Genomic DNA, 24806 nt, shown 5'->3' on the forward strand with positions numbered 1-24806 from the left:
CGATGCCCGTCAGCCGTCCAGCTTTGCCTTGAGGAGTTGATTGACCACGGCCGGGTTGCCCTTGCCCTGCATGGCCTTCATCGTCTGGCCGACGAAAAAGCCGAACAATTTATCCTTCCCGCCGCGATATTCGGCCACCTTGTCCGCATTCGCGGCGAGCACGTCGTCGATCACCGCCTCGATCGCACCGGTATCCGACTGCTGCTTGAGGCCTTCGGTTTCGGCGATTTCCTGCGGATCGCGGCCCGTTTTCAGGACGATCTCGAAGATTTCCTTCGCCTGTCCGCCCGAAATGTCGCCTGCGGCCTGCATTCCAAGAATCGCGGCCTGGGCGCTCGCCGTGGCATGAGCCGGGTTTGCCTCGTTGCCGAGAGCGTTCATCACGCCCGGCGCCACCGACAGCGACCAGTTGGCGACCTGGGTCGCGACCTCCGTTTCGCTCTTTTCCAGCTTGGTGGCAGTCTCGGCCAGAAGCTGTTCGAACCGGGCAAACGTCTCGACTTCGGCAGTCAGCTCGCGCGCGTTGTAGTCCGACAGGCAGAGCCCCTCGACATAGCGGCGGCGCTTCGCGTCCGGCAGTTCGGGCAGCGACGCGCGGCATTCGTCCAGGAATGCCTCGTCCAGTTCGAGCGGCAGCAGGTCCGGATCGGGGAAGTAGCGATAGTCGTGCGCGTCTTCCTTCGACCGCATCGAGCGCGTCGTGCCAGTGCCGGGATCGAACAGCCGGGTCTCCTGCACGACGGTGCCGCCGTCTTCGATCAGGTCGACCTGGCGGCGCGCCTCGTGCTCGATCGTCTGCATGACGAAACGCACGGAATTGACGTTTTTCGTCTCCGTTCGGGTGCCGAATTCATCGCCAACTCGGCGAACCGACACGTTCACGTCGGCGCGCATCGAGCCTTCCTCCATGTTCCCGTCGCACGATCCGACATAGCGCAGGATCGCGCGCAGCTTGCGCATGTAGGCCCCGGCCTCTGCGGGCGAACGCATGTCGGGCTTGCTGACGATTTCCATCAGCGCCACGCCGCTGCGGTTGAGATCGACGTAGGACATCGACGGATGCTGGTCGTGCATCAGCTTGCCCGCGTCCTGCTCGACGTGGATTCGCTCGATGCCGATGACCTTGTCTTCCGGGATTCCGGCCTTCTCGTCCGCCTCGATGGTCAAGGAACCTTCGCCCACGAGGGGGTGGTAGAGCTGGCTGATCTGGTAGCCTTGCGGCAGGTCGGCGTAGAAGTAGTTCTTCCGGTCGAACCGGCTCCACGCGTTGATCTGCGCCTCGATCGCCATGCCCGTGCGCACGGCCTGCCGGATGCACTCGCGATTGGGCACCGGCAGCATCCCCGGCATCGCCGCATCGACGAGGGAGACCTGGCTGTTCGGCTCCGCACCGAACGCGGTCGCCGCGCCGGAAAACAGCTTGGCGTTGGAGGTGACCTGCGCGTGGACTTCGAGGCCGATCACGACCTCCCATTCGCCGGTTGCGCCCTGGATGCGGTACGAAGTCACCACCACTTCTCCGGCTTGGCGTTGAACATGGCGCGGCTCTCGATCGCCAGGCCTGCATTCAGCACGCCCTGTTCGTCGAAAGCGCGGCCGATGATCTGCAAGCCCAGCGGCAGCCCATCGCTATTCAGGCCCCACGGTACGCTCATCGCCGGCAGGCCGGCGAGGCTCGCGGGTACGGCGAACACGTCGTTCAGGTACATCGCCAGCGGATCGTCCACCTTGTCGCCCAGCGGGAAGCTGGCGGTCGGCGTCGTCGGCGCGAGGATCACGTCGCACAGCTCGAATGCCGCCTTGAAATCGTTCGCGATCAGCGTGCGGACGCGCTGGGCCTGGTTGTAGTAGGCGTCGTAGAAGCCCGCGCTCAGCACGTAGGTGCCGATCATAATGCGGCGCTTGACCTCGTCGCCGAAACCGGCGGCGCGGGTGGCGGCATACATGTCCTGCAGACCCGCGCCCTCGGGCAGGTCGCGCAGGCCGTATCGCACACCGTCGTAGCGCGCGAGGTTGCTCGACGCTTCCGCCGGCGCGACGATGTAGTACGCGGGCAGCGCATACTTGGTGTGCGGCAGGCTCACGTCGACGATCTCGGCGCCGGCATCCTTCAGCCATTCGATCCCGCGATCCCAACTGGCGAGGATTTCGGGATCGGTCCCGTCCATCCGGTATTCGCGCGGGATGCCGACCTTCTTGCCCCGCAGATCGGCGTTCAGCCCGGCTTCCCACTGCGGCACCGGCAGGTTCAGGCTGGTCGAATCCTTGGGGTCGAACCCGGCCATCGCTTCGAGCATGATCGCGCAGTCGGTCACATCGCGGGCCATCGGTCCGGCCTGGTCGAGGCTGCTGGCGAAAGCCACCACGCCCCACCGGCTGCACCGGCCATAGGTCGGCTTGATGCCGCTGATGCCCACGAACGCAGCCGGCTGGCGGATCGAGCCGCCGGTGTCCGTCCCGGTCGCTGCCGGACACAGCCGCGCCGCGATCGCCGCGGAACTGCCGCCCGAGGAGCCGCCGGGTGCGAGCGCGGCATTGCTACCGGCCTTTCGCCACGGCGAGATGACGTTGCCGAAATAGCTCGTCTCGTTCGACGAACCCATCGCGAACTGGTCGAGGTTCAGCTTGCCCAGCATCCCCGCGCCCGCTTTCCACAGGTTGGCGGACACGGTGCTTTCGTATTCGGGCACGAAGCCTTCGAGGATGTGGCTTGCCGCGGTGGTCTGCACGCCCTTGGTGGCGAACAGGTCCTTCATGCCGATCGGCACGCCGGCCATCTTGCCGAGCGCTTCGCCCTTGGCGCGGGCGGCATCGACCGCGCTCGCCGCCTCAATCGCCTTTTCGGGCGTGGCGACGATGAACGCGTTGAGAGCCTGCTGCGCTGCTTCGACATTCGCGTTGAACGCCTCGGCCACTTCACGAGCGGAGAAATCGCCCGCGGCGACGCCGTCGCGGATCGCCTTGACGCCCAGTTCGGTGAGGTCTGTCATGCTATTCGATCACCTTCGGGACGCCGAAAAAGCCGTGCTCGGCCGCGGGAGCATTCGCCAGCACCGCGTCGCGCACGCCGCCGCCGGTCAGCGGATCGGCGTCGATCACGTCGTCGCGCAGGCGCAGGTGGTTTTCGATCACCGCGGTCATCGGTTCGACGCCGCTGGTGTCGACCTCGCCGAGCTGTTCGACCCAGGCAAGGATGTTGTTGAATTCGGGCACGAGCTTCGCAATCTCGGCGTCATCCATGCGGATGCGCGCGAGGTTGGCGATCTTGGCCACTGTTTCGTGGGTGACGGACATGCCCGCGCCCTAGCGAGGCGGGCGCGGCGCTACAACCCGGCTGTCGTCGATCGGCTGTCCGATCGGCACGCTGTCCACGGTGATGTAGCGTCGCTCAAATGTGCGGAGCTCCACCTTGCTGTCGGGTCGAAGGGTGACCGCAGGTTGGGCCGGGGCCATTTCGATTGCGCGACCTTCGCTCGGCAGGAGAATTTCCTGATATCCGGGGCCGTTGATCACGGCCACTCGCCGCTTGCCAGCCGGCGCGTCGCCGAGTTCGAGCACGACGCAAGTCTCCGAACACGCCCAGGGGTTCTGCCGAAGCCAGTCGCGTGCCATTCGCTCGAGCGCCGGGTCGGCGGGTTGGACCCGCAAGTCCATTTCGGCGGGCGACGGGCTACCCGGCCAGACCCGCGAGGTCTGTCGCATTGCTTCACCCGCGAGCTTTGCCACTTCCCGGTCGTCGCTTCGTTCCAGTCGCGCCAAGGCGCGCCGACCTGCGTCGCCGAAGTCCCACCGCAGGGCCGAATAGTCGAAATCCTTCGCGTCGACTTTTCCCCGCTCGAGCCGGGCCAGTTGGTCGCGGGTACTGATCGCGCCGAAATCGAGGATCGGCAACGCGAGCAGCAAGGCCACGCCGCTGATCACCACTGCCAGGTGCAGGTTCGCGCGGCGCACGTTCTCGCGCCAGCCGCCGCTCCGCCAGCCACGCAAAACCCCGACGAACCAGGCGAGTCCGTATGCGGTGGCCACGGCAATCGCGACCAGGCCCCAGAGCCGTTCGGGGCTGAGCCCGTGCTGCGAGACGCGGGTGCCGAGCGAAATCGCGGCGAACACCGTCAGCGGCAGTACGACCAGGGTCAGCACCAGCGCGGCGGCGCGCAACAGGCGGTTTGCGCTGATTTCCGCATCGTCGTCGCGGACGATGGCGTTGGCCAGCACCCAGGCACCGGCAGCGCAGAGCAGCAGGATCGGGGTCGCGTTCCGCGTCGCCGCCCACAAGACCTCCGGACCCGAAAGGACCATGGCGACGAGGAAGAGCAGAAGCCCGACCGCAAGTGGCACCGCAAGAATCGACAGCACGACCATCACCACCCGCTTCAACGTCGACAGGATGCCGATCTCGTTCCGCAGAACCCCCAGGGCCGCGCCGAACGCGGCCCCCGACCAGGTCCAGCCGAACCACGCGTTGTCGATCAGGTCGCGCAGCAGGTCGATCTTGAGCAGCCGGAACAGCTCGCTGAGGAGCAGCAGTAAAAGCCAGGACGCCCCAACGAACGCCAGGCTTCCCGCCGCGCAGATCGCATCGGTCCAGACGTGGTGATGGATAGCGCGGTACGGTGTCGCCCACCGGGTGCGATGGAAGCCTGCCTGAAACAGCGGCAATGCAAGGCCGGTGGCGATGACGCCCGCCATGAAGCCGTATTCCGGATCGGGAAGCGAATCGCCCGCGCCAACCGCGCGCCAGGCAAGACCCGCCATGACCAGACCGGCAAGTCCGGCGAAGATGGCCGGGCCGCGCCACCGATCGCGGTCGAGCGTGAAGGCCAGCGCGATCCCGCCGAAGAAGAAGAAAGCCGCCGCGGCGGCCCTCCAGCCGACCCGCGTGTCCGGCCCGGCCTCGCCCGCGAACAGGTAGATCATCAGGCCGGCGAATCCGAGCAGACCCGCCAGGACCCATGGCCGCAGCGGCCACTCGCCATGTTCGCCGTGCTGTTCGCTCATGCTCACCCCCTCGCTTTCGCGACGAGGGCTAGCCTAACCCCGCGGGGAAGCCATGAGCAATCGATGAGAACTCGATGAAAAGCGCCTATTGCGGCGCGGCAGGCGCAGCTTGCGGATCACCGGGAGCACCGCCGCCGGGTCCTTGCGGCGCCCCGCCCTGCCCCTGCTGGCCCTGCATCATCTGCTGGAGAACCTGGAAACGGCGCTGGGCGTCTTCCTCGCTCATGAAATCGATCATCTCGACCTCGAAGACGAGGTCGGCGTTCGGCGGGATCGGCGCACCGGGAGGCGGCGTGGCGCCGTATCCCTTGTCGGCGGGGATACGCAGGGTGTACTTTCCGCCCTTCTGCATCTGCTGAAGGCCCTCGGCAAATCCGGGGACCACGCCCGATACCTGCATCGGCATCCCGTCGGGGATGATGCCGTTCGTCGGGAACGGCAGTTGCTGCGACCGGTCGAACTCGGTCCCATCCGCCAGCTTGCCCACATACTTGATGAAGACCACGTCGCTCGGCCCCGGGGTCGGCCCGGCACCTTCGGTGATCGTGTCCACTTCCACGCCTGCTGGCACGCTGGCCCAGGCGATCCCGGCGCCCAGCAGGACCGCGGCGATCACGCCGAGCCAGAGCTTGATCAGCGATCCCTTGGCGATCGGCTGAAGGGGTACGCGGGTGATCTCGGTCATGCGGGGATCCTGAAACGGCGGCCCGAACTCGGGCCAAAAACGACAAGAGGCGCGGATTGCTCCGCGCCCCGATGCCTTAGTGCTGTGGCTGGTGCAAGTAGGGCTTACTTGCCCCCGTCGCGCTCCACCCGCTTGCGCTCGAGCTTGCGGGCGCGGCGCACGGCGGCAGCCTTTTCGCGGGCGCGCTTCTCGCTCGGCTTCTCGTAGTGGCGGCGCAGCTTCATCTCGCGATAGACGCCTTCGCGCTGCAGCTTCTTCTTGAGCGCGCGGAGGGCCTGGTCGACATTGTTATCGCGAACGATGATCTGCATAAAAAGTCCAACACCTCACAGCAAAAAGCCCAGAGCCCGCTACATTCGGCGGGATATCGCCCTTTGAAATCATACGAAAAAAGCGGCGCTTCCGTTCCCGGCAGGCACCGAACCGGGGCGCCCTTAACGCGGGTGATGCGATTCTGCAAGTGCGGGCGACACTTTGCATAGGCACGTCCAGCGGCTAGGGCGCGCGGCATGAGCCAACCCTCTCCCCTTGCCGCGAGCGCACTCGTCTTTGCCGGAGGCGGAGCCGGCGCGGTCTTGCGCTATCAGGTCGGACGCGGGATGTCGCATGCCTTCGGCCCTGCCGCCATGTCCGGATTTCCCTGGGCGACCCTGGCCGTCAACGTGACCGGCAGCCTCGCGATGGGGGTGCTGGCGGGACGGCTGGCGAAGTTCGGCAGCGGCGGCGAGACCGCGCGCCTGCTGCTAGGCGTGGGGTTGCTGGGCGGCTTCACGACGTTTTCCGCGTTCAGCCTCGAACTGATGCTGCTGATCGAGCGAGGCCAGGCGGGCACAGCCCTGTCCTATGCCGCGATTTCGGTGCTCGCGGGCCTCACCGGCCTCTATATCGGCCTTATCGCGATGAGGCTGGCATGACCGCGCCCGAGACCACTCCTGCAACCGCAAACGTCCGCCAGTTCACTGTCGGAGAAGACGACGACGGTGTGCGGCTGGATCGCTGGTTCAAGCGGCATCTCCCGCAAGTCGGCTTCGCGACGGTCAGCCGCTGGGCCCGCACCGGGCAGATCCGCGTGGACGGCAAGCGCGCCAAACCCGAAGACCGCCTGGCCACCGGGCAGGTCCTGCGCGTACCGCCGGGCGGAGAACTGCCCAAGTCCAAGGCGGCGCCCAAGACCCGCGAACTGTCCGAAGAGGAAATGGCCACCGCCGAATCGATGGTCATCGTCCAGACCCCCGCGGCGATCGTGCTCAACAAGCCGCCGGGCCTCGCGACCCAGGGCGGCACCAAGACGACCAGCCACGTCGACGGCCTGCTCGACGCCTACATGAAGGAAGGCGATCCGCGCCCGCGGCTCGTCCATCGTCTCGACAAGGACACCTCGGGCGTCCTGCTCGTCGCCCGGACACCCGGCAGCGCGGCATTCTTTTCCCGGCGGTTCTCGGGCCGCAGCGCGAAGAAGGTCTACTGGGCGCTCGTCGCGGGGGTCCCCGACGTCAATCACGGCATGATCGAGGCGGCGCTTGCCAAGCAGCCCGGCACCGGCGGCGAGAAGATGCACGTCGACGAGGAGAACGGCCAGCCCGCGAAGACCCGCTACCGCGTGGTCGATCGCGCGGGCAACCGCGCCGCCTGGGTGGAACTCGAGCCGCTGACCGGCCGCACGCACCAGCTTCGCGCCCACATGGCCGCGATCGGCCACCCCATCGTCGGCGACGGCAAGTACGGCGGGCAGGAGGCGTTCCTGACCGGTAGCGTCAGCCGCAAGATGCACCTCCACGCGCGCCGCCTGATCATCGACCACCCGAACGGCCAGAAGCTCGACGTGACCGCCGACCTGCCCGATCATTTCGCGGCCACGATGATCCAGCTCGGCTTCGACGTGAACCTCAGCGACGCCTCCCCCACCGAGGGCCCGCCGCCCCCGACGCGCGAGGCTAAGAAGCAGGCCGCCCGCCAGCACGCCAAGCAGGTCCGCAAGAGCAAACCGACCCGTCGCGGGCGCGCCGACGCCAACACCCCGCCGAAGAAGAAGCCGTCCGGCAAGCGCGGCGCCAAACCCGGCACCCCTCCCCCGGGCGGGGCCAAGCGCTGATGCATCCCAACCCGCTGTTCCGCAGCGAGGACCGCGCCCTGCTGGAGGCGCTGATCGACGAGATCGGCTTCGGCATGGTTTTTCTGACCACGCCCGACGGTCCGCGCGTGGCGCACACACCGCTGCTCTCGACCGGAGACGGCGCGATCCAGTTCCACCTCGCGCGCGGTAACGGCATCACCAAGCGGCTCGAAGGCGAGACTGCGCTGATAGTGGTCAACGGACCCGATGCCTACGTTTCGCCCAAGTGGTACGCCGACCGGGCGACGGTCCCGACATGGGACTACGTCGCGCTCGAACTCGAAGGTCGGGTGCGCAAGATGGACGGCGAGGGCCTCGACGCCCTGCTCTACGCGCTGATCGACAAGCAGGAAGATCGGCTGGCCGAGGCGACCGGCGGCGACCGCTGGCGCTCGGAAGAAACCCCGCCCGACCTGTGGCGAAAGCTACATGGCGGCATCGTGGGTTTCGAGATGGAAGTGCTCGCCTGGCGGCCGACCATCAAGCTGTCGCAAAAGAAGTCGCCGACCGAACGCGAGACGATCGCGACCGGGCACGAAGCGGCAGGTGCCCCTGCGCTGGCCCACCTCATGCGGACGCTGGTGTCGTGAAGCTGGCGGTGTTCGATTGCGACGGAACGCTGGTCGACGGACAGGCGGCGGTGTGCGAGGCGATGGAACTGGCGTTCGCCAGTGCCGGGCTCCCCGCCCCCGCACGACACGATGTGCGCCGGATCGTCGGCCTCAGCCTGCCGCAGGCGGTGCGCCATCTCGCGCCCGACGCCCCGCCCGAGCGGCAGGTCGCCGCCGTCGAAGGATACAAGGCCGCCTTCCGCGCCTCGCGCGAGGAAGGCCGGCTCGAAGAACCGCTGTTCGAAGGGATGGACGCCCTCCTCCGCACCCTTGCCGCCGACGGGTGGACGCTGGCGGTCGCGACGGGCAAGTCCGACCGAGGCCTTGCCGCATGCCTTGCCGGACACGGTATCGCAGACCTGTTCGTATCCCTGCAGACCGCCGACCGGCATCCCTCCAAGCCGCATCCCGCCATGCTCGAGGCGGCGCTTGCCGAGGCCGGCGCCGCCACGCACCAGGCCGTGATGATCGGCGACACGACGTTCGACATCGCCATGGCGCGCGCCGCCGGGGTTCGCGCGATCGGCGTCGAATGGGGCTATCACACCGCCGCCGAACTGCTCGCCGAAGGGGCCGAGGCGGTTGCGGGCGACACGATCCGGCTGAAGGAACTTCTCGATGGCTAGCCGCCCACCCGAACACGTCCCGCCGACCGCGCAGGAGCGCAACCGCTTTGTGGTGATCAACGTCATCCGGCTGAGCGGCGCGGCGCTGATCCTGATCGGCATCCTGATCGTCAACGGCGCGATCGATTTGCCCAGGGTCGTCGGCTACGTGTTCATTCCGTTGGGGCTGGTAGAGGTCTTCCTGATGCCGCTGGTCCTCGCGCGCAAATGGCGGACCCCGCCCGCATGAAGCGGTTCTGGAAGGACGTCGCGGTAGAGGATCTGGGCAGCGGGTGGCGCGTGCTGCTCGACGGCCGACCGATCCGCACGCAAGTCGGCGGCGCGCCGCAAGTCGTGCCCACACGTGCGCTGGCGGAACTGCTCGCGGAAGAATGGGCGGCGCAGGGCGAAGAGATCGAAGCGGGCGCGTTCCAGTGCCGCGACATGGCGGACTACGCGATCGACAAGGTCGCCGATGCTCCCAATGACACGGTCGACAAGCTGCTGCGCTTCGCCGAGACCGACACGCTGTGCTATCGCGCCGACCCGGACGAGCCGCTTTGGAAACGCCAGCAATCGGTGTGGGAGCCGATCGTGACCGCGTTCGAGGCGCGCGAAGGCGTGCGGCTGGAGCGGGTCAGCGGCATCGTCCACCGGCAGCAACCCGAAGCGACGCTGGCCGCGCTGCGCACCCGGCTCGAAGCGCTCGATCCCTTCACCCTCGCCGCCCTGGAAGCGATGACCTCGCTCAGCACTTCGCTGTGCGTCGGCCTCTCTGCTCTCGATCCGGCCTCCGATGCCGAAGCGTTGTGGGCCGCCGCCGAACTTGAAGAAGCATGGCAGGTCGAGCTCTGGGGAAGCGATGCGCTTGCGGAAGCAAGGCGTCAGAAGCGCCGGGCCGATTTCATGCTGGCGGTGCAATTCGCGAGGTCGATCGCAGACACTTAGTCACTCTGCATGCCGCCGGTTTCGCGTCCCAGCACGACGCGAACACATGGCGGCGCTAGTTCATTTCCATCGTTATCGAAATGTGATTGACCGACCCGCAACCGGGCGTCATTTCTAGACTCATCGAAGTGAGGTGAGTCGAAATGGAACCGGCATCCGTGATCGAAGCGCTCGGCGCGTTGGCTCAGGAGCATCGGCTGGCCGTTTTCCGGCAACTGGTGCAAGCAGGCGATCGCGGCATGCCGGCGGGTGCCATTGCAACTGCTCTGGATATCCCGAACAGCTCGCTTTCCTTTCACCTCACCCAGTTGCGCAACGCCGGCCTGATCGAGCAGGAGCGGCAGCACCGTTCGCTGATCTATCGCGCCAACTATCCGGCGATGAATGCGCTGCTGGGTTACCTCACAGAGAACTGTTGCGCGGGAAGCGGCTGCGAAGCCGAAAGCGCGTGCGAAATCACCGTTATCGAAGGGAAGTCGGCATGAAGCGTCTGCATGTGCATGTGGGAGTGAGTGATCTCCACCAGTCGATCGGATTCTACTCCACGCTGTTCGCGGCAGAGCCGTCTGTCGTGAAAGACGATTACGCCAAGTGGATGCTGGACGATCCGCGGGTCAACTTCGCAATTTCCTCGGGCAACCACGCCCGCAAGGGGATCGAGCATCTCGGCATTCAGGCGGAAAGCCCGGACGAACTGTCGGAGGTCTATGGCCGGCTCAAGGCTGCCGACCGCCCGGTACTCGATGAAGGGACCACCACCTGCTGCTACGCCAAGTCGGAAAAAAGCTGGATCGCCGATCCGGACGGCGTGGTCTGGGAAGCATTCCACACGAATGGCGAAGCGACCGTTTACGGCGATAGCCCCGCGCTCGATACGCTGGCGGGCGCACCGGAAGCCGCGAAGTGCTGTGCCCCGTCGGGTGTCGCTTGAGCGAGCCGCCTAACGTCCTGGTCCTGTGCACCGGCAATTCGGCACGCAGCATACTGGGCGAAGTGTTGTTCAACCGACTGGGTAAAGGCCGGGTGCGCGCGTTCAGCGCTGGCAGCAAACCGGCGGGCGCGGTCAATCCCGGCGCTCTTCGGCTTCTGAGGCGCGAGGGGATAGATGCATCCGGCCTCCGCTCCAAAAGCTGGAATGAGTTTGCCGCGCCCCACGCACCGCGCATTGACATCGTCGTCACCGTCTGTGGCAGCGCAGCAGGTGAGGCATGCCCCGCATTCCCCGGCAAAGCCGTTCGAACGCACTGGGGGTTAGCCGACCCGGCCGGGGTAGCGGGTGGCGAAGCGGCAGAGGACGCGGCGTTTCAGCGCACCTGGACCCTGTTGCGCCAGCGCGTCGAGGCGTTCCTCGCGCTCCCCTTCGAAACCATGGCGGACGATGAATTGGAGCGGGAGTTGCACGAGATCGGCCAGATGGAAGGCGCGGCATGACCACCTCTCCGCCCCTGGCGCGACGCCTGGTGGCAGAAGGCCTCGGCTCGTTCCTTCTCTTCGCCTGCGTCATCGGTTCGGGCATCATGGCGACGAACCTGTCGCAAGGTAACGATGCGATCGCGCTGCTCGGCAATACGCTGGCAACCGGAGCGATATTGTTCGTGCTGATCACCGTGCTCGGGCCGATTTCCGGCGCGCACATGAACCCGGCGGTGACCATCGTGGTCGCTTCGCGCGGCGAGCTGAACTGGCGGGACGCATCCGGTTATATCGGTGCGCAATTCGCTTTCGGAATTTTGGGAGCCTGGGCCGCGCACCTGATGTTCGATCTCCCCACGCTACAACTCTCGGTCAAGGCGCGAACGGGCCTCGGCCAATGGGTGGGAGAGGGAATCGCGACTTTCGGCTTGATCCTGACCATTCTGGGCACCGTTCGCGATCGAACAGGATCGGTGGCCGCCGCCGTCGCGCTCTACATCACTGCAGCATACTGGTTCACGAGTTCCACAAGCTTCGCAAACCCCGCGATCACGGTGGCAAGAAGCCTTACCAACAGCTTTGCCGGCATCGCCCCTCACAACGCTCCGGCTTTCATTGCCGCTCAGTTGATGGGAGCAGCCGTCGCGGCGATCCTGGCTTCCTGGCTATTTCAAAAAGCTGAGACTGCGAGCTAGATCGGCTCGCCCGCCCTTGAACCGCGGTCGCTAGTCGTCCGGCGCCGAACGTAGGTCCTCGATGGCGCGCGCGGTGCGTTCCGCCGGGTCGGTGGCGATCGTCTCGAGAGTGGCCACGCGCTCCTGCAGCCTCGTGACCAGATTGCGCAGGCGCTCGTTCTCGTCGTCGATCGCCTTCAGCGTCTTGACCGGCTTGGCATCGGTATCGACGTAGAATTCCACGAAGCCGCAGGATCCGCACCTCTTGCACGTAAGCTCGGCGGACTTCGCGCCGATTCCCATCATGCTTTTCCAGAAGCCGGGCGCGCCATCCATCCATTTAATCCGTCCGCCGGTATCGGGCAGGAACAGGTACCCTTGCGTCATTCGTCCACGACACTTGGGGCAGTCGGTCATCGGGACCTAGCGCACCCAGTCGGCGACTTGCCCCGCCACATCGTTCGCCGCCTGGTTCAGCGCGGCGCCGACCGGCCCGGCTTCGGGCGTGACCACCGGAACGGTCGCCGAAAAGCGACGGGTCATGACCTGGGTGCCGTTGGTATCGCGCACCGCGTCGAACGTCACCACCACGCTGGCGGTGCGCGCGTCGTAGCCGAAATCGATCAGGTTGCCGCGAAGCTGGTTCGTGGGCGTCAACGCCGGATCGTCATGGTCGATCACAAGTCGCCCGGTCCGGGCCCGGATCGTTTCGCCCAGCAGCTTGCGGAACAGGCGCGTGGGCTTGTCGACCCAGACCGCATCCTCGACATAGGCGACCTGCGTATCGTCGATCTGCACCGGCACGCGGTTGACCGCGAGCTTGGCCGGCGCCTCTGGCTCGACCACCTGGATCGCCTGCGCAACGTCGCCATTGATCGCAGTGCCGGCCGCGACCGAGGAGGTCGGGGTGAGGCTGAGCAGGCTTTCGGGCGGCTTGGCGCCGAAACTGATGCAGCCGGCCAGCAGCAGGCTGGCGGCGGAGGCAAGGGCGATCCGGGTCGTGGTCATCATATGCCTCATTTCGGCCAAATCACTTGGGCTTGTAGTCGGGCAGCTTCTGGCCGCCGATCAGGCCGCCCGCGCCCTGCGTTTCTATCTTTTCGGTGACCGAGCGCAGCGAACGGCTGGTCTCGCGCAGGTCGCGCAGGGTCGCTTCGGCGGCGGGCAGCGTGCTTTCGCTGAGCTGGCGGGCGGCGGGACGCGCGTCGTCGAGCGTGGCCGAGAGCGACTTGGCCGCCGACTCCGCCGAATTGAGCGTCTCGCGCATCTGCGCGGCGAGGTTCTGGCCTTCCTGATTGAGTAGGCGGTCGGTCGATGCGGTCACTTTTTCGAACTGGTCGAGCGCCTCGCTCGCCTCGCGCAGGGTCACCTGAAGCTCGGCCATCGTGCGTTCCACCTGCGGGGTCGCCTGCGCCAGATCGCCGGTCATCCGCTCCGAATTGGCGAGGATGCCGCGCAGCGAGGCCTGGTTCTCGTCCGACAGCGTTAGCGTCAGCCGCTCGGTCAGCGTGGCCAGCCGTTCGAGCAGCAGCGGCGCATTGGCGAGCAGTTCGCCGAGGCCGCCGGGCTTGGTCGGGATCACCGGCACGCCTTCGGGACAAGCGGTCTTGCCGATGCCCTCGCCGTTGCAGGTGATCGGCGGCGCACCGCGACGCGCGCCTTCGAGCAGGATAGTCGAGACCCCGGTGAACGAGCCCTGGATGGTGGCGGTGGTGCCGACGAGGATCGGCGTGCCCTCGTCCACCTTGACCCGCACGCGCACGAACTCGGGATCCTTGGCCCAGAGCTGGATTTCGCTCACTTGGCCCGACGGGACGCCCGCGAAGCTGACTTCGGACCCCTTGGCAAGACCCGAGACGGACTGCTTGAAGAATATGTCGTATTCGTTCTGCGCGCCCTTGTTCAGGCCCACGAGCCACACGATCGCGAGCGCGATCGCAACGAGCAGGGCCAACGTGACGGCACCCACCCAGACATGATTGGCTCTGGTTTCCATGTGCCCGCCCTATGCCTTCTTCTCGTCCGATTTGTCCAACGCTTTGACGGCGTTGAGCGCGATCGGCTTGTCCATGTGCTTGCGCAGTTCGTCGAGTGCCTGTGCGGTAAGTGCAGCGCGCCCGCGCGGCCCGTTGAAGTATTCCTGGATCCACGGGTGATCGAGCTTCATCAGGTTGGGCACGGTATCGACCGCGATCACCTTGCGATCGGCGATCACCGCCACGCGGTCGCAGATCTCGTGCAGCGTATCGAGGTCGTGGGTGATGAGGAAAACGGTCAGCCCCAGCGTCGCCTGCAGTTCCTTGGTCAAGCGGTCGAACGCCGCCGCGCCGATCGGGTCGAGGCCCGCGGTCGGCTCGTCGAGGAACAGAAGCTCGGGATCGAGCGCGAGCGCGCGGGCCAGGCCGGCGCGCTTCTTCATGCCGCCCGAAAGCTCGCTCGGATACTTCGCGACCGCCTCTTCGGGAAGGCCTGACAGCATGATCTTGTACCGGGCGATCTCGCGCGTCAGCGCCGGGTGGATATCGGGGTAGAACTGCTTGAGGGGCACTTCGACGTTCTCGCCCACCGTCAGGGTCGAGAATAGCGCGCCGCCCTGGAACAGCACGCCCCAGCGATTGCGGACGCCGACGACGTCTTCCGGATTGCCGCGGGTAATCGAACGGCCGAAAACCTCGATCTCGCCCTCGTCGGGTGTCTGCAACCCGATGATCGATCGCATCAGGACCGACTTGCCGGTTCCCGATCCGCCGACGACGCCGATGATCTCGCCGCGATTGACCTCGAGCGAAAGCCCTTCGTGGACGACCTGCTCGCCGAAGCAGTTCTTGAGGTCCTTCACGACGATCGGATACTTGCCGCGATAGCGTTCGAACGCGCGATTGACGTCGGGGTCGCCGAATGCCTCGACCGCGACCGGATCGACGACGGGATCATCCGCCCGGTCGATGTCCTGCCCCGCCATCACGCCCACCCTATGTTGGTGAAGAACACCGCAAAGAAGGCGTCGAGCACGATCACCGCGAAGATCGCCACGACGACCGCCTTCGTGGTCCGCTTGCCGACTTCTTCGGAATTGCCTTCGACCTGCATGCCCTGGAAACAGCCGGTCATTCCGACGATGAGGCCGAACACCGGGGCCTTCACCAGCCCGACGTAAAGGTCGTAGGCCGGCACGACGTCCTGGACCCGGGCCAGGAACGTGAGAAACGGGATGCCCAGCGTAAGGTCGCTGACGAACGCGCCGCCGATGATCGCCATGACGGACGAGTAGAAACCCAGCAGGATCATCATGAACGTGACGGCCAGCACGCGCGGGATCACCAGCGCTTCCATCGGCGAGATGCCGATCGTGCGCATCGCGTCGATCTCTTCGGTCAGCTTCATCGTGCCGATCTGCGCGGCGAATGCGCTGCCGGACCGGCCCGCGACCATGATCGCGGTCATCAACACGCCGAGTTCGCGCAGGGTTATGCGACCGACGAGGTTCACCGTCAGCGTCTCGGCGCCGAACTGGGCGAGCTGGACCGCGCCCTGCTGCGCGATGACGATGCCGATCAGGAAGCTCATCAAGCCGATGATCCCGAGCGCCGACACGCCGACCAGTTCGAGCTGGCGGACGAAGGCGGTGGTCCGGAAGCGCCGCGGATGGCGGATGACCGATCCCGTGGCGACGATGAACTGTCCGATGAAGGCCACCGCCTTGGTCGTTCCGCGCTGAGCGATGCCCACCTGCTGGCCGGTCGATTCGAGCACGCGGGCGACCGCGCCGGGCCGATCGGGATGCAGGTTGCCCTCGCTCGCCTCGATCCCGTCGAGCGCGCCGATCAGCCGGGCAGCGCGGTTGCTCGCCCCCACGATCTTGCCGCCGGTGGTGCGCGACAGGCCCAGCGCGACCCACGCGCCGACGGTGTCGATCTCGCGCACGCCCGAGAGGTCGATCTCGCTGATCGGCTCTTCGATCGCGCGCAGTTCGTCGTCTGCGACACCGATCGTGGAAACGAGGTAATTGCCGGACAGCACCAGGCGGCGCCCGTCCTTTGCGTCCTCGATCGCGAATTCTGCCCCATCGCTCATGCTGGGGCGCGTATGGGGCGAAAAGCGCGTCGCGACAAGCGGATGCGTGAAGCCCTGTTGCACCTGCGAAAAGGCGCTGGCATGGCCCGTTCCCACGATGACCCAGGAAATATCCAAGACCTTCGACCCCGCCGCCATCGAGGCGCGCTGGTACCTGCATTGGGAAGCGAACGGACTGTTCCGCCCGGACCGGCCCGAGGCGCAGCCGTACACGATCGTGAACCCGCCGCCGAACGTGACCGGCAGCCTGCACATCGGGCACGCGCTCGACAACACGCTGCAGGACGTCGTCATCCGGTACGAGCGGCTGCGCGGCAAGGACGCGCTGTGGGTGGTCGGCATGGATCACGCCGGCATCGCCACGCAGATGGTGGTCGAGCGCCAGATGGCCGAACGCCAGGACAAGCGAACCAACTATTCTCGCGACGAATTCGTCGAGAAGGTCTGGCAGTGGAAGGCGGAAAGCGGCGGCGCGATCACCGGCCAGCTTCGCCGCCTGGGATGCTCGATGGACTGGTCGCGCGAACAGTTCACGATGGACCCGCACTTCAGCGCGGCCGTCACCAAGGTGTTCGTCGACCTCTACAACCAGGGCCTGCTTTACCGCGACAAGCGGCTGGTTAACTGGGACCCGGCGCTCAAGACCGCGATCTCCGACCTCGAGGTGGAAAACCGCGAGGTGCCGGGGCACATGTGGCACTTCAAGTACCCGCTCGCGGGCGGCGAGACCTATACCTACGTCGAGCGCGATGCGGACGGCAACGTGACGCTCGAGGAAGAGCGCGACTACATCGCGATCGCCACCACCCGGCCCGAGACGATGCTGGGCGACGGCGCGGTGGCGGTGCACCCTTCGGACGCGCGCTACGGCCCCATCGTGGGCAAGCTGTGCGAAATCCCCGTGGGCCCGAAGGAGCACCGCCGCCAAATCCCGATCATCACCGACGAATACCCCGATCCCGACTTCGGATCGGGCGCGGTGAAGATCACCGGCGCGCACGACGAGAACGACTATGGCGTCGCGAGCCGCAACGGCATCCCGATGTACCGGCTGATGGACGAAGTCGCCGCGATGCGGACCGACGGTGTGCCGTACGCCGAGGCGGCCGCACGGGCGCGTGAGATCGCCCAGGGCGCCTCGTTCGACGCCAAGGAGATCGACGCGCTCAACCTCGTCCCCGACGAATATCGCGGGCTCGACCGGTACGAGGCGCGCAAACGCGTGGTCGCCGACATCGACGCCGATGGCCTGATGCTGATGGTCGAGGACAAACCGATCATGCAGCCGTTCGGCGACCGTGGCGGCGTGGTGATCGAGCCGATGCTGACCGACCAGTGGTACGTCGACGCCAAGACGCTCGCGAAAGCGCCAATCGAGGCGGTGCGCGATGGGCGGATCGAGATCGTCCCCAAGACCTGGGAAAAGACCTTTTTCAACTGGATGGAGAACATCCAGCCGTGGTGCGTCAGCCGCCAGCTCTGGTGGGGCCACCGGATTCCCGCATGGTACGATGCGGAGGGCAAGTGCTACGTCGCCGAGACCGAAGCCAAGGCGCTGGCGCTGGCCGGTCCTGGCGCGGTACTCACGCGCGACGACGACGTTCTCGACACGTGGTTCTCCAGCGCGCTGTGGCCCTTCGCCACGCTCGGCTGGCCCGAGCAGACCGAGTTGCTTGCCCGCCACTACCCCAACGACCTGCTGATTTCCGGCTTCGACATCCTGTTCTTCTGGGACGCGCGCATGGCGATGCAGGGGATGCATTTCATGCAAGAAGTGCCGTGGAAGCGCTTGTATCTTCACGGTCTCGTCCGCGCGGCGGACGGCGCGAAGATGTCCAAGTCCAAGGGCAACGTCGTCGATCCGCTGGGCCTGATCGACCAGTACGGCGCCGATGCGCTGCGCTTCTTCATGTGCGCCATGGAGAGCCAGGGCCGCGACGTGAAAATGGACGAGAGCCGGGTCGAGGGATACCGGAATTTCACCACCAAGCTGTGGAACGCGACCCGCTTCTGCCAGGCCAACGGCATCGGCGCATCGCAGACGCTCCACGCACCCCAAGCCACGCTGGCGGTGAACAAGTGGATCGTCGGCGAAGTCGTCGACACGCTCGCCGCGATCGACAAGGCGATGGCAGACCTGCGCTTCGACGCGGCGGCAAACACGATCTATCGCTTCACGTGGGACACCTTCTGCGACTGGTATCTGGAACTGATCAAGGGTCAGGTCGACGAAGAGACCAAGGCTGTCGCCGGTTGGGTGCTCGACCAGATCCTGGTCATGCTGCACCCGTTCATGCCGTTCATCACCGAGGAGCTATGGCACGCCCAAGGGACGCGGCCGTACGAGCTGATCGTCGCCAAGTGGCCCAAACCTGCCGCAAGCGCCGATGCGGCGGCGAAAGCCGAAGTCGAGTGGTTGATCGACCTCACCCGGTCGCTCCGCACTGCGAAGAACGAGCTCGGACTCGCCCCCGGCGCGAAGCTCGAGGCTTGGCTGGCGACCCCGTCCGACACCGCGAGCAAGGTGCTGGCGGGCAACACGGCAGGCCTCGAACGCGTGGCGCGGCTCACCGCGGTCCATGTCGCCCCGGCCCCCGATGGCGCGGCGATGCAGGTTGGCGCGGGGTCCGACGCGCTGGTCATCCCGCTCGAAGGCCTGATCGACATCGCGGCTGAAAAGGCCCGGCTGACCAAGGCGCTTGCGGTTTCCGAGAAGGAAGCCTCGGCGCTGGCTGGACGCCTGTCGAACGCCGCCTTCGTCGAGCGGGCCAAGCCCGAGGCGGTCGAAAAGGCCCGCGCCGATCACGCGCATCACGCTGCCGAGGCGGAACGGCTCAAGGCGGCGCTGGCGCGGCTGGGATGATTCCTCCCCCGATGGGGCAGAAATTTCCTACACCGCGCGAATGTGCCAAAGCCGCGGCATGATCGCCCTCGCCGCATTCCTCGCGCCTCTCGCGCTCATGGTGACGCTTTCCGGCGCAAGGCCAAATCCTTCCTCTGGACAGTGTGACAAGTGTGACATGCCCTCGGTGAACCGATGAACCTGACCCTTGCCACCGACGACCGGGGTGAGCCGGAAATCTTCGCCTCGCTGCAGGGCGAAGGTCCCTCGGCGGGCAAGCCGTGCAGCTTCATCCGGCTGTCGCGCTGCAACCTGGCGTGCGTGTGGTGCGACACCGCCTACACCTGGCGCTTTGCGGGCGATGAGCGTCCGCACCGCGACGGGATCGCTTATGACCGCAAGGCGAACCAGGTCTCGCTGTCCCCGCTCGAAGCGGCGCGCGCGATCGACCGGCTGCCGCCGCGCCGCCTCGTGGTGACCGGGGGCGAGCCGCTGCTGCAAGCGGCCGCTCTGGCAGAGATGGCCGCACTGCTGCCCGATCACGCGATCGAGGTGGAAACGAACGGCACGGTGGAGCCGTCGGCAAGGATCGATGCGTTCGTCGAACAGTACACAGTCAGCCCCAAGCTGGCGCACAGCGGCAACGCCGCGAGCCTTGCCTTACCGCCTCAGCGCCTTGTCGACTGGGCCGCCGAGCCGCGTGCGTTCTTCAAGTTCGTGATCGCCCAGCCCGCCGACGTGACGCAGGTGCTGGCGCTTCAGGCGGGTTTCGGTATCGCGAGCGAGCGGATTTTCCTCATGCCCGAGGGCATCGCCAGCCCGGTCCTGCGGGAGCGTGAACAATGGCTGGCGCCTTTGTGCGTCGAACACGGGTTCCGCCTGTCGGACCGCCTGCACATCCACCTCTACGGGGACACCCGGGGCACCTGACGCGGCTTCTGCCATGTGCTATGGCGCTGAACGGGTCGCTTGCTGGAGACCGCCGCCATGAAGGATCGTGTGATCGCGGAGTTCCCCGTCAAGGCGGGCAAGCGCGACGAGTTCGAAACGGCACTCAGGGCGGCGCTGCCCGATACCCGCGCCTTCAAGGGTTGCCGCGGCATCAAGGTCTTTCACGACGCGCAGCGCGATACCTTCGTGCTGATCGAGAAATGGAAGAGCTTCGAGCATTACGACGCCTACCTCGCCTGGCGCATGGAAACGGGCCTCGCCGAAATGCTGGAGCCGCTGCTCAAGGGCGGCGCGAAGGCGCTGAAGATCACCAAGCTGAAAGCGACCGACATCTAGCCGGCCGCTTCGCACGGTTCGTCGCTACCGGCCCTGGCTGCGCCAGCGCTGGACGATGCGGTGGACCCGCTCTTCCTCGCCGCCGTGCTGGCGCCAGAGTTCGACGAAGCTCGGATCTTCGGATGCTGGACGCTTCTGTTCTTCGAGGTTGTCGAACGCTACGCGGATCGGGATGGCGACACCCTCGCCGCAGATGATGCACTCGCGATTGCGGAGCGCGGGAATGGAATCGAGAAAACCGCGCGCGCCTTCGGGCATGGCGGCCTTCACGAACGCCTGGTCGCGGTCGTTGTTGAGGCGCATCGAGATGATCGTGCCGCACTGCGACAGCACGCCTTCGGCAAGGTCGGACGGACGCTGGGTGATGAGGCCGAGCGAGATGCCGTACTTGCGCCCTTCCTTGGCGATGCGGCTGAGGATCTTGCCCACCGACGATCCGTCGGCGTTCTTCTCGTTCGGCACGTACCGGTGCGCTTCTTCGCAGACGAGCAGGATCGGGCGGGTCTTTTCCTCGCGGCCCCAGATCGCGAAGTCGAACACCAGGCGCGCCAGCACCGCCACCACGGTCGAGGTGATGTCCGACGGCACGCCCGACACGTCGATGATCGCGATCGGTTTGCCGTTGGACGGCATCCGGAAGATCTTGCCGAGGAAGTCGGCCATCGTATCGCCGACGAGCATTCCGGAAAACATGAACTGGTAGCGCGGATCGGCCTTGAGCTCATCGAGCTTGGACTTGATCCGCTGGTACGGCGCAGTGTTCGTCGCCTTGTCGAGTTTGCCCATCTCGTTCTGGATCTCGTTGGCGAGATCGGAAAGGAGGTACGGCACCGGGGAATCGACCGTCAGCTTGCCCATCGTTTCGGACAGCCGGTTCTTCATGCGCGCCTTCAGCAGGCACTTGGCAAGGATGTCGCCGTCGATCTGGCGATCGTTCCCGTTGGTGGTGAGCAGCACTTCGCAGTGCTCCTCGAAGTTCATCAGCCAGTACGGCATCTGCAGGTTACTGACGTCGAGGATCAGGCCGGTGTTGCGGAACGCTGCCGAATACTCGCCGTGCGGATCGATCATCACGATGTGCCCATCGGGCGCGGCATCGCAGATGCGGTGCAGGATCAGCGCGGCACTGGTGGACTTGCCGGTACCGGTAGAGCCGAGGAGCGCGAAGTGCTTTCCGAGCATGGCATCGACATAGAGGCCCGCGCGAATGTCCTTGGTAGGATAGACGGTGCCGATCTGAATGTTCGCGCGTCCGTCGCTGGCATAGATTTGCCGGAGGTCGGCGGTCGTCGCGGGATAGATCATCGCGCCGGGGATCGGGTACCGCGTCACACCGCGGCGGAAGCCGTTAATCCGGCCGGTGAGCTTCTCCTCGTTCCCCTCGCCCAGGAAGTCGATGTTGGCGAGCACGCCGCCGCCCCGGCGGTCCTGCTTCTGGTTACGCACGCTGGCGAGCAGCCAAGAATTGCCGACGCGGATCTTGACCTGGCTGCCGACCTGTCCGGCCAGCGCAACCGAGGGGTCCTCGTCCTCCATGCACTCGTTCAGGCGCTCCAGATCGAGCGCGATCTGCGAACCCGAACCCGCGATTTCCAGGACGACGCCGATCGGTTGCATGGCGTTGTCGCCTGCGACGCGCGCAGGCGCAGCCTCTCCCGAACCGTCAGCCGGCGTGAAATCCTGGAAACTCTGCTTGTCCATGTCGCCCATCGCGATTTGACCCCGATAATTGCCCGCGCGGACATTGCCCGCACGCGGTTAAGATCGGGTCAACGATAGTTGGCAGGGTCTTCGCTAGACGAGTGCGAACAGGCGGCCTGCCATCCACCCCATCGAAACCGACAGAGCGACCGCAAGCAGTCCGTAGAAGAAGGAATTCTCCTGCGAAAAAATCTCGACCAGCCGCTCGAACCCTACTTTGCGCACTTCCACTTCGGCGACTGCCGAGGAGACGACCCGCCCGTCGGCCACCGCGAAGGTTTCGGCGGTATAGGTACCGGTCGTCACGTTCGAAGGCAGCGATATGCGCGCCTGATAGAGCACCTGCTCGCTGATCGAGACGCCGTTCATGTCTTCCTTGTAGAGGCCTTGGCGCTGTTTGAAATCGACAAGGCCCGACGAGAACCGCGCCTGTTCTTCGGGGTCGATCTCTCCGGTCGGGGACAACTGGATGAAGCGAGTACCGAATTCGTAAATCGCGGCGGTCTTCTCGTCGACGATCTGGTCGACCGGGCGCGATGCTGCGACCGCGAAATAGGACGGTGCCGAACGGAAGTCCGTGCTCGCTGCGTTGATCCAGATTCCGCCGATCTTGGACTTCTCGCGCAGTCGGATCGCCTGGGCCGGTCCCTTGAGGACCACGACCACGTCGTATCCCCGCGCAGATCGCGTGCCCGCCGGATCGAGAATCGCGCCGAACAGAAGCAGCTCGGTGCCGGTAAAGCCCTGGCGCACGCGAACTTCGTGCTGGCTGACTTCGGGCACGAGGATGGGATCGCGCTGCGCGGACGCGGGAGTCGCCGATGCCAGCAGGATTATCACAAAAAGGGCCAGCAAGCGCCTCACAGCGGGCTCACCGTATATATCTCGTCGGGGCGCACGCCGAGACCGAACAGCATCCGTAGCGCGACGAGAAGCACGATTCCCGCAAGGACGAGGCGTAGCGACTCGGGACGGGCCTTCTGCGCAAGCTGAGTGCCGATCTGCGCGCCGGAAACCGATCCCAGGAGCAGCAATCCAGCCAGCACGATGTCCACCGCCTTGGTCGTGAGCGCGTGCATCATCGTGGTGACCATCGTCACGAACAGGATGTTGAACAGGCTGGTGCCCACCACCACTCCCGCGCTCATGCCGAGGATATACAGCATCGCCGGAACGAGGATGAAGCCGCCGCCGACGCCCATCAACATCGTGAGAATGCCCACCGCCACGCCTAGGATCAGCGGCGCCAGCGGCGAGATGTAGAGCCCCGAGCGGTAGAACCGCCAGCGCATGGGCAGCGCGGCGATCAGAGGATGATGGCGCCGCTTGGCGACCGGCGGCTGCGCGCCACCCTTGGTGGCACGGATCGCGGTCCAGGCTTCGCGCGCCATCAGAATGCCGATGGTCCCGAGCATCACGACATAGAGGATCGAGATCACCGTATCGATCTGGCCGAGCGACTGGAAAAAGCGGAATAGAAGCGCTCCGATGGCGCTGCCTATGCCGCCACCGACCACCGTGACCATGCCCATCCGGTAATCGACCCCGCCACGCCGGTTGTGCGCCAGAACCCCCGAAACGCTGGCCCCGGTCACCTGGGTAGAAGCCGAAGCCGCCGCGACCGTTGGAGGAATGCCGTAGAAGATCAGCAGCGGCGTGGTGAGGAATCCGCCGCCGACCCCGAAAAGGCCCGACAGCACGCCGGTCAGAGCGCCGAGCGCGACGATGAACAGTCCGTTGACCGAAAGGTTCGCAATCGGAAGGTAGACGTCCATCGCGGTCCGCTTACGCGACTGGCGCAGCGAGCGAAAGGCGCGGCGCCCTAGAATCCGGTCGAAAGTGTGACCGCGATTCCATCGCCCGGACTGGCGTCTCCGGCGACCTTGAAACGGTAGTCCACCGACACTCTCGCCGGCACCCCTCCATCGCGCAAGTCGAGCGTCAGTCCCGGCCCGGCGTCGAGCCTTTCGGCGGACTTCTGCGCGCCGCCCCAAACGCCCCCGCCAAGCCGCAGTTCGACAGGACCCGCATGCAATACGCGCCGGTCCAGGCGGAGCTGTCCGTCGACGAACGGCGTAGCGAAATCGCCCCCGACCCAGCCTGCCTGACCGTAGGCCTCGCCGCTGAACCCGAGCGGAAGGTCGAAAGCGGGCAATTCGCTGATCGCCAATACAGCCGGGGCGACCGAAGTGCGTCCCTGGGTATGAAGCGCTCGCGCCTCGGCTTGCATCCTGATCGGGAGGCTGGGGACCGGTCGGAACCCAATCCCGGTGGCGACATCGCTTTGCGCGGGCCGATCCGGGGCATGAGTGAAGCGGACATAGGCCTGCGGACGGCGGCGACCGCTGCCGAGATCGTAACGCGCGACCAGGCCTGCCTGAGTAGCGCCGTAACGCCCTCCGAACTGAGTGTTCGTCCCGCTCGGCAACCCGGACCCGCTTCGCCAGAAGAACCAGGAGTCGACCGACCAGCGTTTGGTGCCGGTCGTGAATACCGGACGTGCCGGCTCGACAGGAGTTGCCACAGCGACCCGGAGGGAGGCTGGACGGTCTGGTGGCCGGGAAACGAAGGGCGGGGCTACAAAGGGCGCGTCGGCAACTTCCCGCGCCTTAGTCGGCGATCCAAGGATCGTCGGGACGGTCGCTTGGGAAACCGCAACGCTGCATCGATCCGCCTCGCACACCTCTGTCGGCATATATTCGTCGATCGCGAGTTCGCGCTGGCCTTTGGATGGTTCTGTCGTCGGCGATAGAGCCAGTGTCGGGGACAGAGTACTGGATGGCTGATTGTCTCGGATTGCGTCAGGATCGAAAGGCGGATTCCAAAGCAATGCCCGCGCCGAAACCCAGCCGACA

Annotated in this window: 28 protein-coding genes; 13 read left to right on the forward strand and 15 right to left on the reverse strand. The window is 65.9% G+C overall.

What is annotated here, in order from left to right; genetic code table 11:
- Positions 1-9: 9 nt before the first annotated feature.
- The 6 genes from gatB to rpsU form a co-directional block, all read right to left on the reverse strand.
- Positions 10-1509, reverse strand: coding sequence for an Asp-tRNA(Asn)/Glu-tRNA(Gln) amidotransferase subunit GatB (gene gatB / locus AR323_RS10590; protein WP_057884119.1), 1500 nt, complete (start codon positions 1507-1509; stop codon positions 10-12).
- Positions 1506-2990: an Asp-tRNA(Asn)/Glu-tRNA(Gln) amidotransferase subunit GatA gene (gatA, locus tag AR323_RS10595; RefSeq protein ID WP_057883944.1), complete on the reverse strand. Its 1485-nt coding sequence runs from the start codon at positions 2988-2990 to the stop codon at positions 1506-1508. Before gatA ends, gatB begins: the two co-directional genes overlap by 4 nt.
- 1 nt (position 2991) lies before the next feature.
- Positions 2992-3294 (reverse strand): Asp-tRNA(Asn)/Glu-tRNA(Gln) amidotransferase subunit GatC, encoded by a 303-nt coding sequence (gene gatC, locus AR323_RS10600; protein ID WP_057883945.1) that lies wholly within the window; start codon positions 3292-3294, stop codon positions 2992-2994.
- Between the two features lie 9 nt (positions 3295-3303).
- Complete coding sequence (locus tag AR323_RS10605; protein WP_057883946.1) at positions 3304-4998, reverse strand: DUF4153 domain-containing protein; 1695 nt, start codon at positions 4996-4998, stop codon at positions 3304-3306.
- Positions 4999-5083: 85 nt separating this feature from the next.
- Positions 5084-5683 carry an FKBP-type peptidyl-prolyl cis-trans isomerase gene (locus AR323_RS10610; protein ID WP_057883947.1) on the reverse strand — a complete coding sequence of 200 codons (600 nt, stop codon included), beginning with the start codon at positions 5681-5683 and terminating at the stop codon, positions 5084-5086.
- A gap of 104 nt (positions 5684-5787) precedes the next feature.
- Positions 5788-5994 carry a 30S ribosomal protein S21 gene (rpsU, locus tag AR323_RS10615; RefSeq protein ID WP_057883948.1) on the reverse strand — a complete coding sequence of 69 codons (207 nt, stop codon included), beginning with the start codon at positions 5992-5994 and terminating at the stop codon, positions 5788-5790.
- 198 nt (positions 5995-6192) lie between these two features.
- Between rpsU and crcB the strand changes: the two genes are divergently transcribed.
- From crcB to AR323_RS10665, 10 genes are all read left to right on the forward strand, one after another.
- Positions 6193-6597, forward strand: a complete 405-nt coding sequence (crcB, locus tag AR323_RS10620) for a fluoride efflux transporter CrcB (RefSeq protein WP_057883949.1) — start codon at positions 6193-6195, stop codon at positions 6595-6597.
- Positions 6594-7775, forward strand: coding sequence for an RluA family pseudouridine synthase (locus tag AR323_RS10625; RefSeq protein ID WP_057883950.1), 1182 nt, complete (start codon positions 6594-6596; stop codon positions 7773-7775). Before crcB ends, AR323_RS10625 begins: the two co-directional genes overlap by 4 nt.
- The gene (locus tag AR323_RS10630; RefSeq protein WP_057883951.1) at positions 7775-8386 is read left to right on the forward strand and encodes an FMN-binding negative transcriptional regulator; all 612 of its coding nucleotides are present in this window, start codon (positions 7775-7777) and stop codon (positions 8384-8386) included. The genes AR323_RS10625 and AR323_RS10630 overlap by 1 nt, the downstream gene beginning before the upstream one ends.
- On the forward strand, positions 8383-9033 hold the full coding sequence (locus AR323_RS10635; RefSeq protein WP_057883952.1) for an HAD-IA family hydrolase: 651 nt from the start codon (positions 8383-8385) through the stop codon (positions 9031-9033). Before AR323_RS10630 ends, AR323_RS10635 begins: the two co-directional genes overlap by 4 nt.
- Positions 9026-9262: a hypothetical protein gene (locus tag AR323_RS10640; protein WP_057883953.1), complete on the forward strand. Its 237-nt coding sequence runs from the start codon at positions 9026-9028 to the stop codon at positions 9260-9262. Before AR323_RS10635 ends, AR323_RS10640 begins: the two co-directional genes overlap by 8 nt.
- Positions 9259-9960 carry an ATP12 family chaperone protein gene (locus AR323_RS10645; RefSeq protein WP_057884120.1) on the forward strand — a complete coding sequence of 234 codons (702 nt, stop codon included), beginning with the start codon at positions 9259-9261 and terminating at the stop codon, positions 9958-9960. The genes AR323_RS10640 and AR323_RS10645 overlap by 4 nt, the downstream gene beginning before the upstream one ends.
- 143 nt (positions 9961-10103) lie before the next feature.
- Positions 10104-10445 (forward strand): ArsR/SmtB family transcription factor, encoded by a 342-nt coding sequence (locus AR323_RS10650; protein ID WP_057883954.1) that lies wholly within the window; start codon positions 10104-10106, stop codon positions 10443-10445.
- A complete protein-coding gene (locus tag AR323_RS10655) occupies positions 10442-10891 on the forward strand; it encodes an ArsI/CadI family heavy metal resistance metalloenzyme (protein ID WP_057883955.1) in 450 nt (149 codons plus the stop codon). The genes AR323_RS10650 and AR323_RS10655 overlap by 4 nt, the downstream gene beginning before the upstream one ends.
- Positions 10888-11391 carry an arsenate reductase ArsC gene (locus AR323_RS10660; RefSeq protein WP_057883956.1) on the forward strand — a complete coding sequence of 168 codons (504 nt, stop codon included), beginning with the start codon at positions 10888-10890 and terminating at the stop codon, positions 11389-11391. Before AR323_RS10655 ends, AR323_RS10660 begins: the two co-directional genes overlap by 4 nt.
- Positions 11388-12068: an aquaporin gene (locus AR323_RS10665; protein WP_200956699.1), complete on the forward strand. Its 681-nt coding sequence runs from the start codon at positions 11388-11390 to the stop codon at positions 12066-12068. The genes AR323_RS10660 and AR323_RS10665 overlap by 4 nt, the downstream gene beginning before the upstream one ends.
- A gap of 30 nt (positions 12069-12098) precedes the next feature.
- Here the strand turns inward: AR323_RS10665 and AR323_RS10670 are convergent, their stop codons facing one another.
- Genes AR323_RS10670 through AR323_RS10690 form a run of 5 tightly spaced genes read right to left on the reverse strand, consistent with a single transcriptional unit; the run spans position 12099 to position 16121 of the window.
- Positions 12099-12434 carry a hypothetical protein gene (locus AR323_RS10670; RefSeq protein ID WP_057883957.1) on the reverse strand — a complete coding sequence of 112 codons (336 nt, stop codon included), beginning with the start codon at positions 12432-12434 and terminating at the stop codon, positions 12099-12101.
- Positions 12435-12470: 36 nt separating this feature from the next.
- Entirely contained in the window at positions 12471-13058 is a 588-nt protein-coding gene (locus AR323_RS10675; protein WP_083495367.1) for an ABC-type transport auxiliary lipoprotein family protein, read from the reverse strand.
- Between the two features lie 19 nt (positions 13059-13077).
- The gene (locus tag AR323_RS10680) at positions 13078-14043 is read right to left on the reverse strand and encodes an MlaD family protein (RefSeq protein ID WP_057883959.1); all 966 of its coding nucleotides are present in this window, start codon (positions 14041-14043) and stop codon (positions 13078-13080) included.
- Positions 14044-14052: 9 nt separating this feature from the next.
- Positions 14053-15009 carry an ABC transporter ATP-binding protein gene (locus AR323_RS10685; protein ID WP_083495368.1) on the reverse strand — a complete coding sequence of 319 codons (957 nt, stop codon included), beginning with the start codon at positions 15007-15009 and terminating at the stop codon, positions 14053-14055.
- Positions 15009-16121 carry an MlaE family ABC transporter permease gene (locus tag AR323_RS10690; RefSeq protein WP_057883960.1) on the reverse strand — a complete coding sequence of 371 codons (1113 nt, stop codon included), beginning with the start codon at positions 16119-16121 and terminating at the stop codon, positions 15009-15011. Before AR323_RS10690 ends, AR323_RS10685 begins: the two co-directional genes overlap by 1 nt.
- Positions 16122-16218: 97 nt before the next feature.
- Between AR323_RS10690 and AR323_RS10695 the strand changes: the two genes are divergently transcribed.
- The 3 genes from AR323_RS10695 (at position 16219) to AR323_RS10705 (ending at position 20250) form a co-directional block, all read left to right on the forward strand.
- The gene (locus AR323_RS10695) at positions 16219-18984 is read left to right on the forward strand and encodes a valine--tRNA ligase (RefSeq protein WP_057884123.1); all 2766 of its coding nucleotides are present in this window, start codon (positions 16219-16221) and stop codon (positions 18982-18984) included.
- Between the two features lie 174 nt (positions 18985-19158).
- Positions 19159-19893, forward strand: coding sequence for a 7-carboxy-7-deazaguanine synthase QueE (locus tag AR323_RS10700; RefSeq protein ID WP_057883961.1), 735 nt, complete (start codon positions 19159-19161; stop codon positions 19891-19893).
- A 57-nt stretch (positions 19894-19950) separates the two neighbouring features.
- On the forward strand, positions 19951-20250 hold the full coding sequence (locus AR323_RS10705; RefSeq protein ID WP_057883962.1) for a putative quinol monooxygenase: 300 nt from the start codon (positions 19951-19953) through the stop codon (positions 20248-20250).
- Positions 20251-20274: 24 nt separating this feature from the next.
- Here AR323_RS10705 and AR323_RS10710 read toward each other — a convergent pair whose 3' ends face one another.
- From AR323_RS10710 to AR323_RS10725, 4 genes are all read right to left on the reverse strand, one after another.
- The gene (locus tag AR323_RS10710) at positions 20275-21960 is read right to left on the reverse strand and encodes an ATP-binding protein (protein WP_057883963.1); all 1686 of its coding nucleotides are present in this window, start codon (positions 21958-21960) and stop codon (positions 20275-20277) included.
- An 84-nt stretch (positions 21961-22044) separates the two neighbouring features.
- Positions 22045-22815: a TIGR02186 family protein gene (locus tag AR323_RS10715; RefSeq protein WP_057883964.1), complete on the reverse strand. Its 771-nt coding sequence runs from the start codon at positions 22813-22815 to the stop codon at positions 22045-22047.
- Positions 22812-23726, reverse strand: coding sequence for a sulfite exporter TauE/SafE family protein (locus tag AR323_RS10720; RefSeq protein WP_057883965.1), 915 nt, complete (start codon positions 23724-23726; stop codon positions 22812-22814). Before AR323_RS10720 ends, AR323_RS10715 begins: the two co-directional genes overlap by 4 nt.
- A gap of 47 nt (positions 23727-23773) precedes the next feature.
- Positions 23774-24475, reverse strand: coding sequence for a hypothetical protein (locus AR323_RS10725; protein WP_057883966.1), 702 nt, complete (start codon positions 24473-24475; stop codon positions 23774-23776).
- Positions 24476-24806: the final 331 nt, after the last annotated feature.

The sequence above is a fragment of the Tsuneonella troitsensis genome (assembly GCF_001441535.1).
GTDB classification, from domain to species: Bacteria; Pseudomonadota; Alphaproteobacteria; order Sphingomonadales; family Sphingomonadaceae; genus Tsuneonella; species Tsuneonella troitsensis.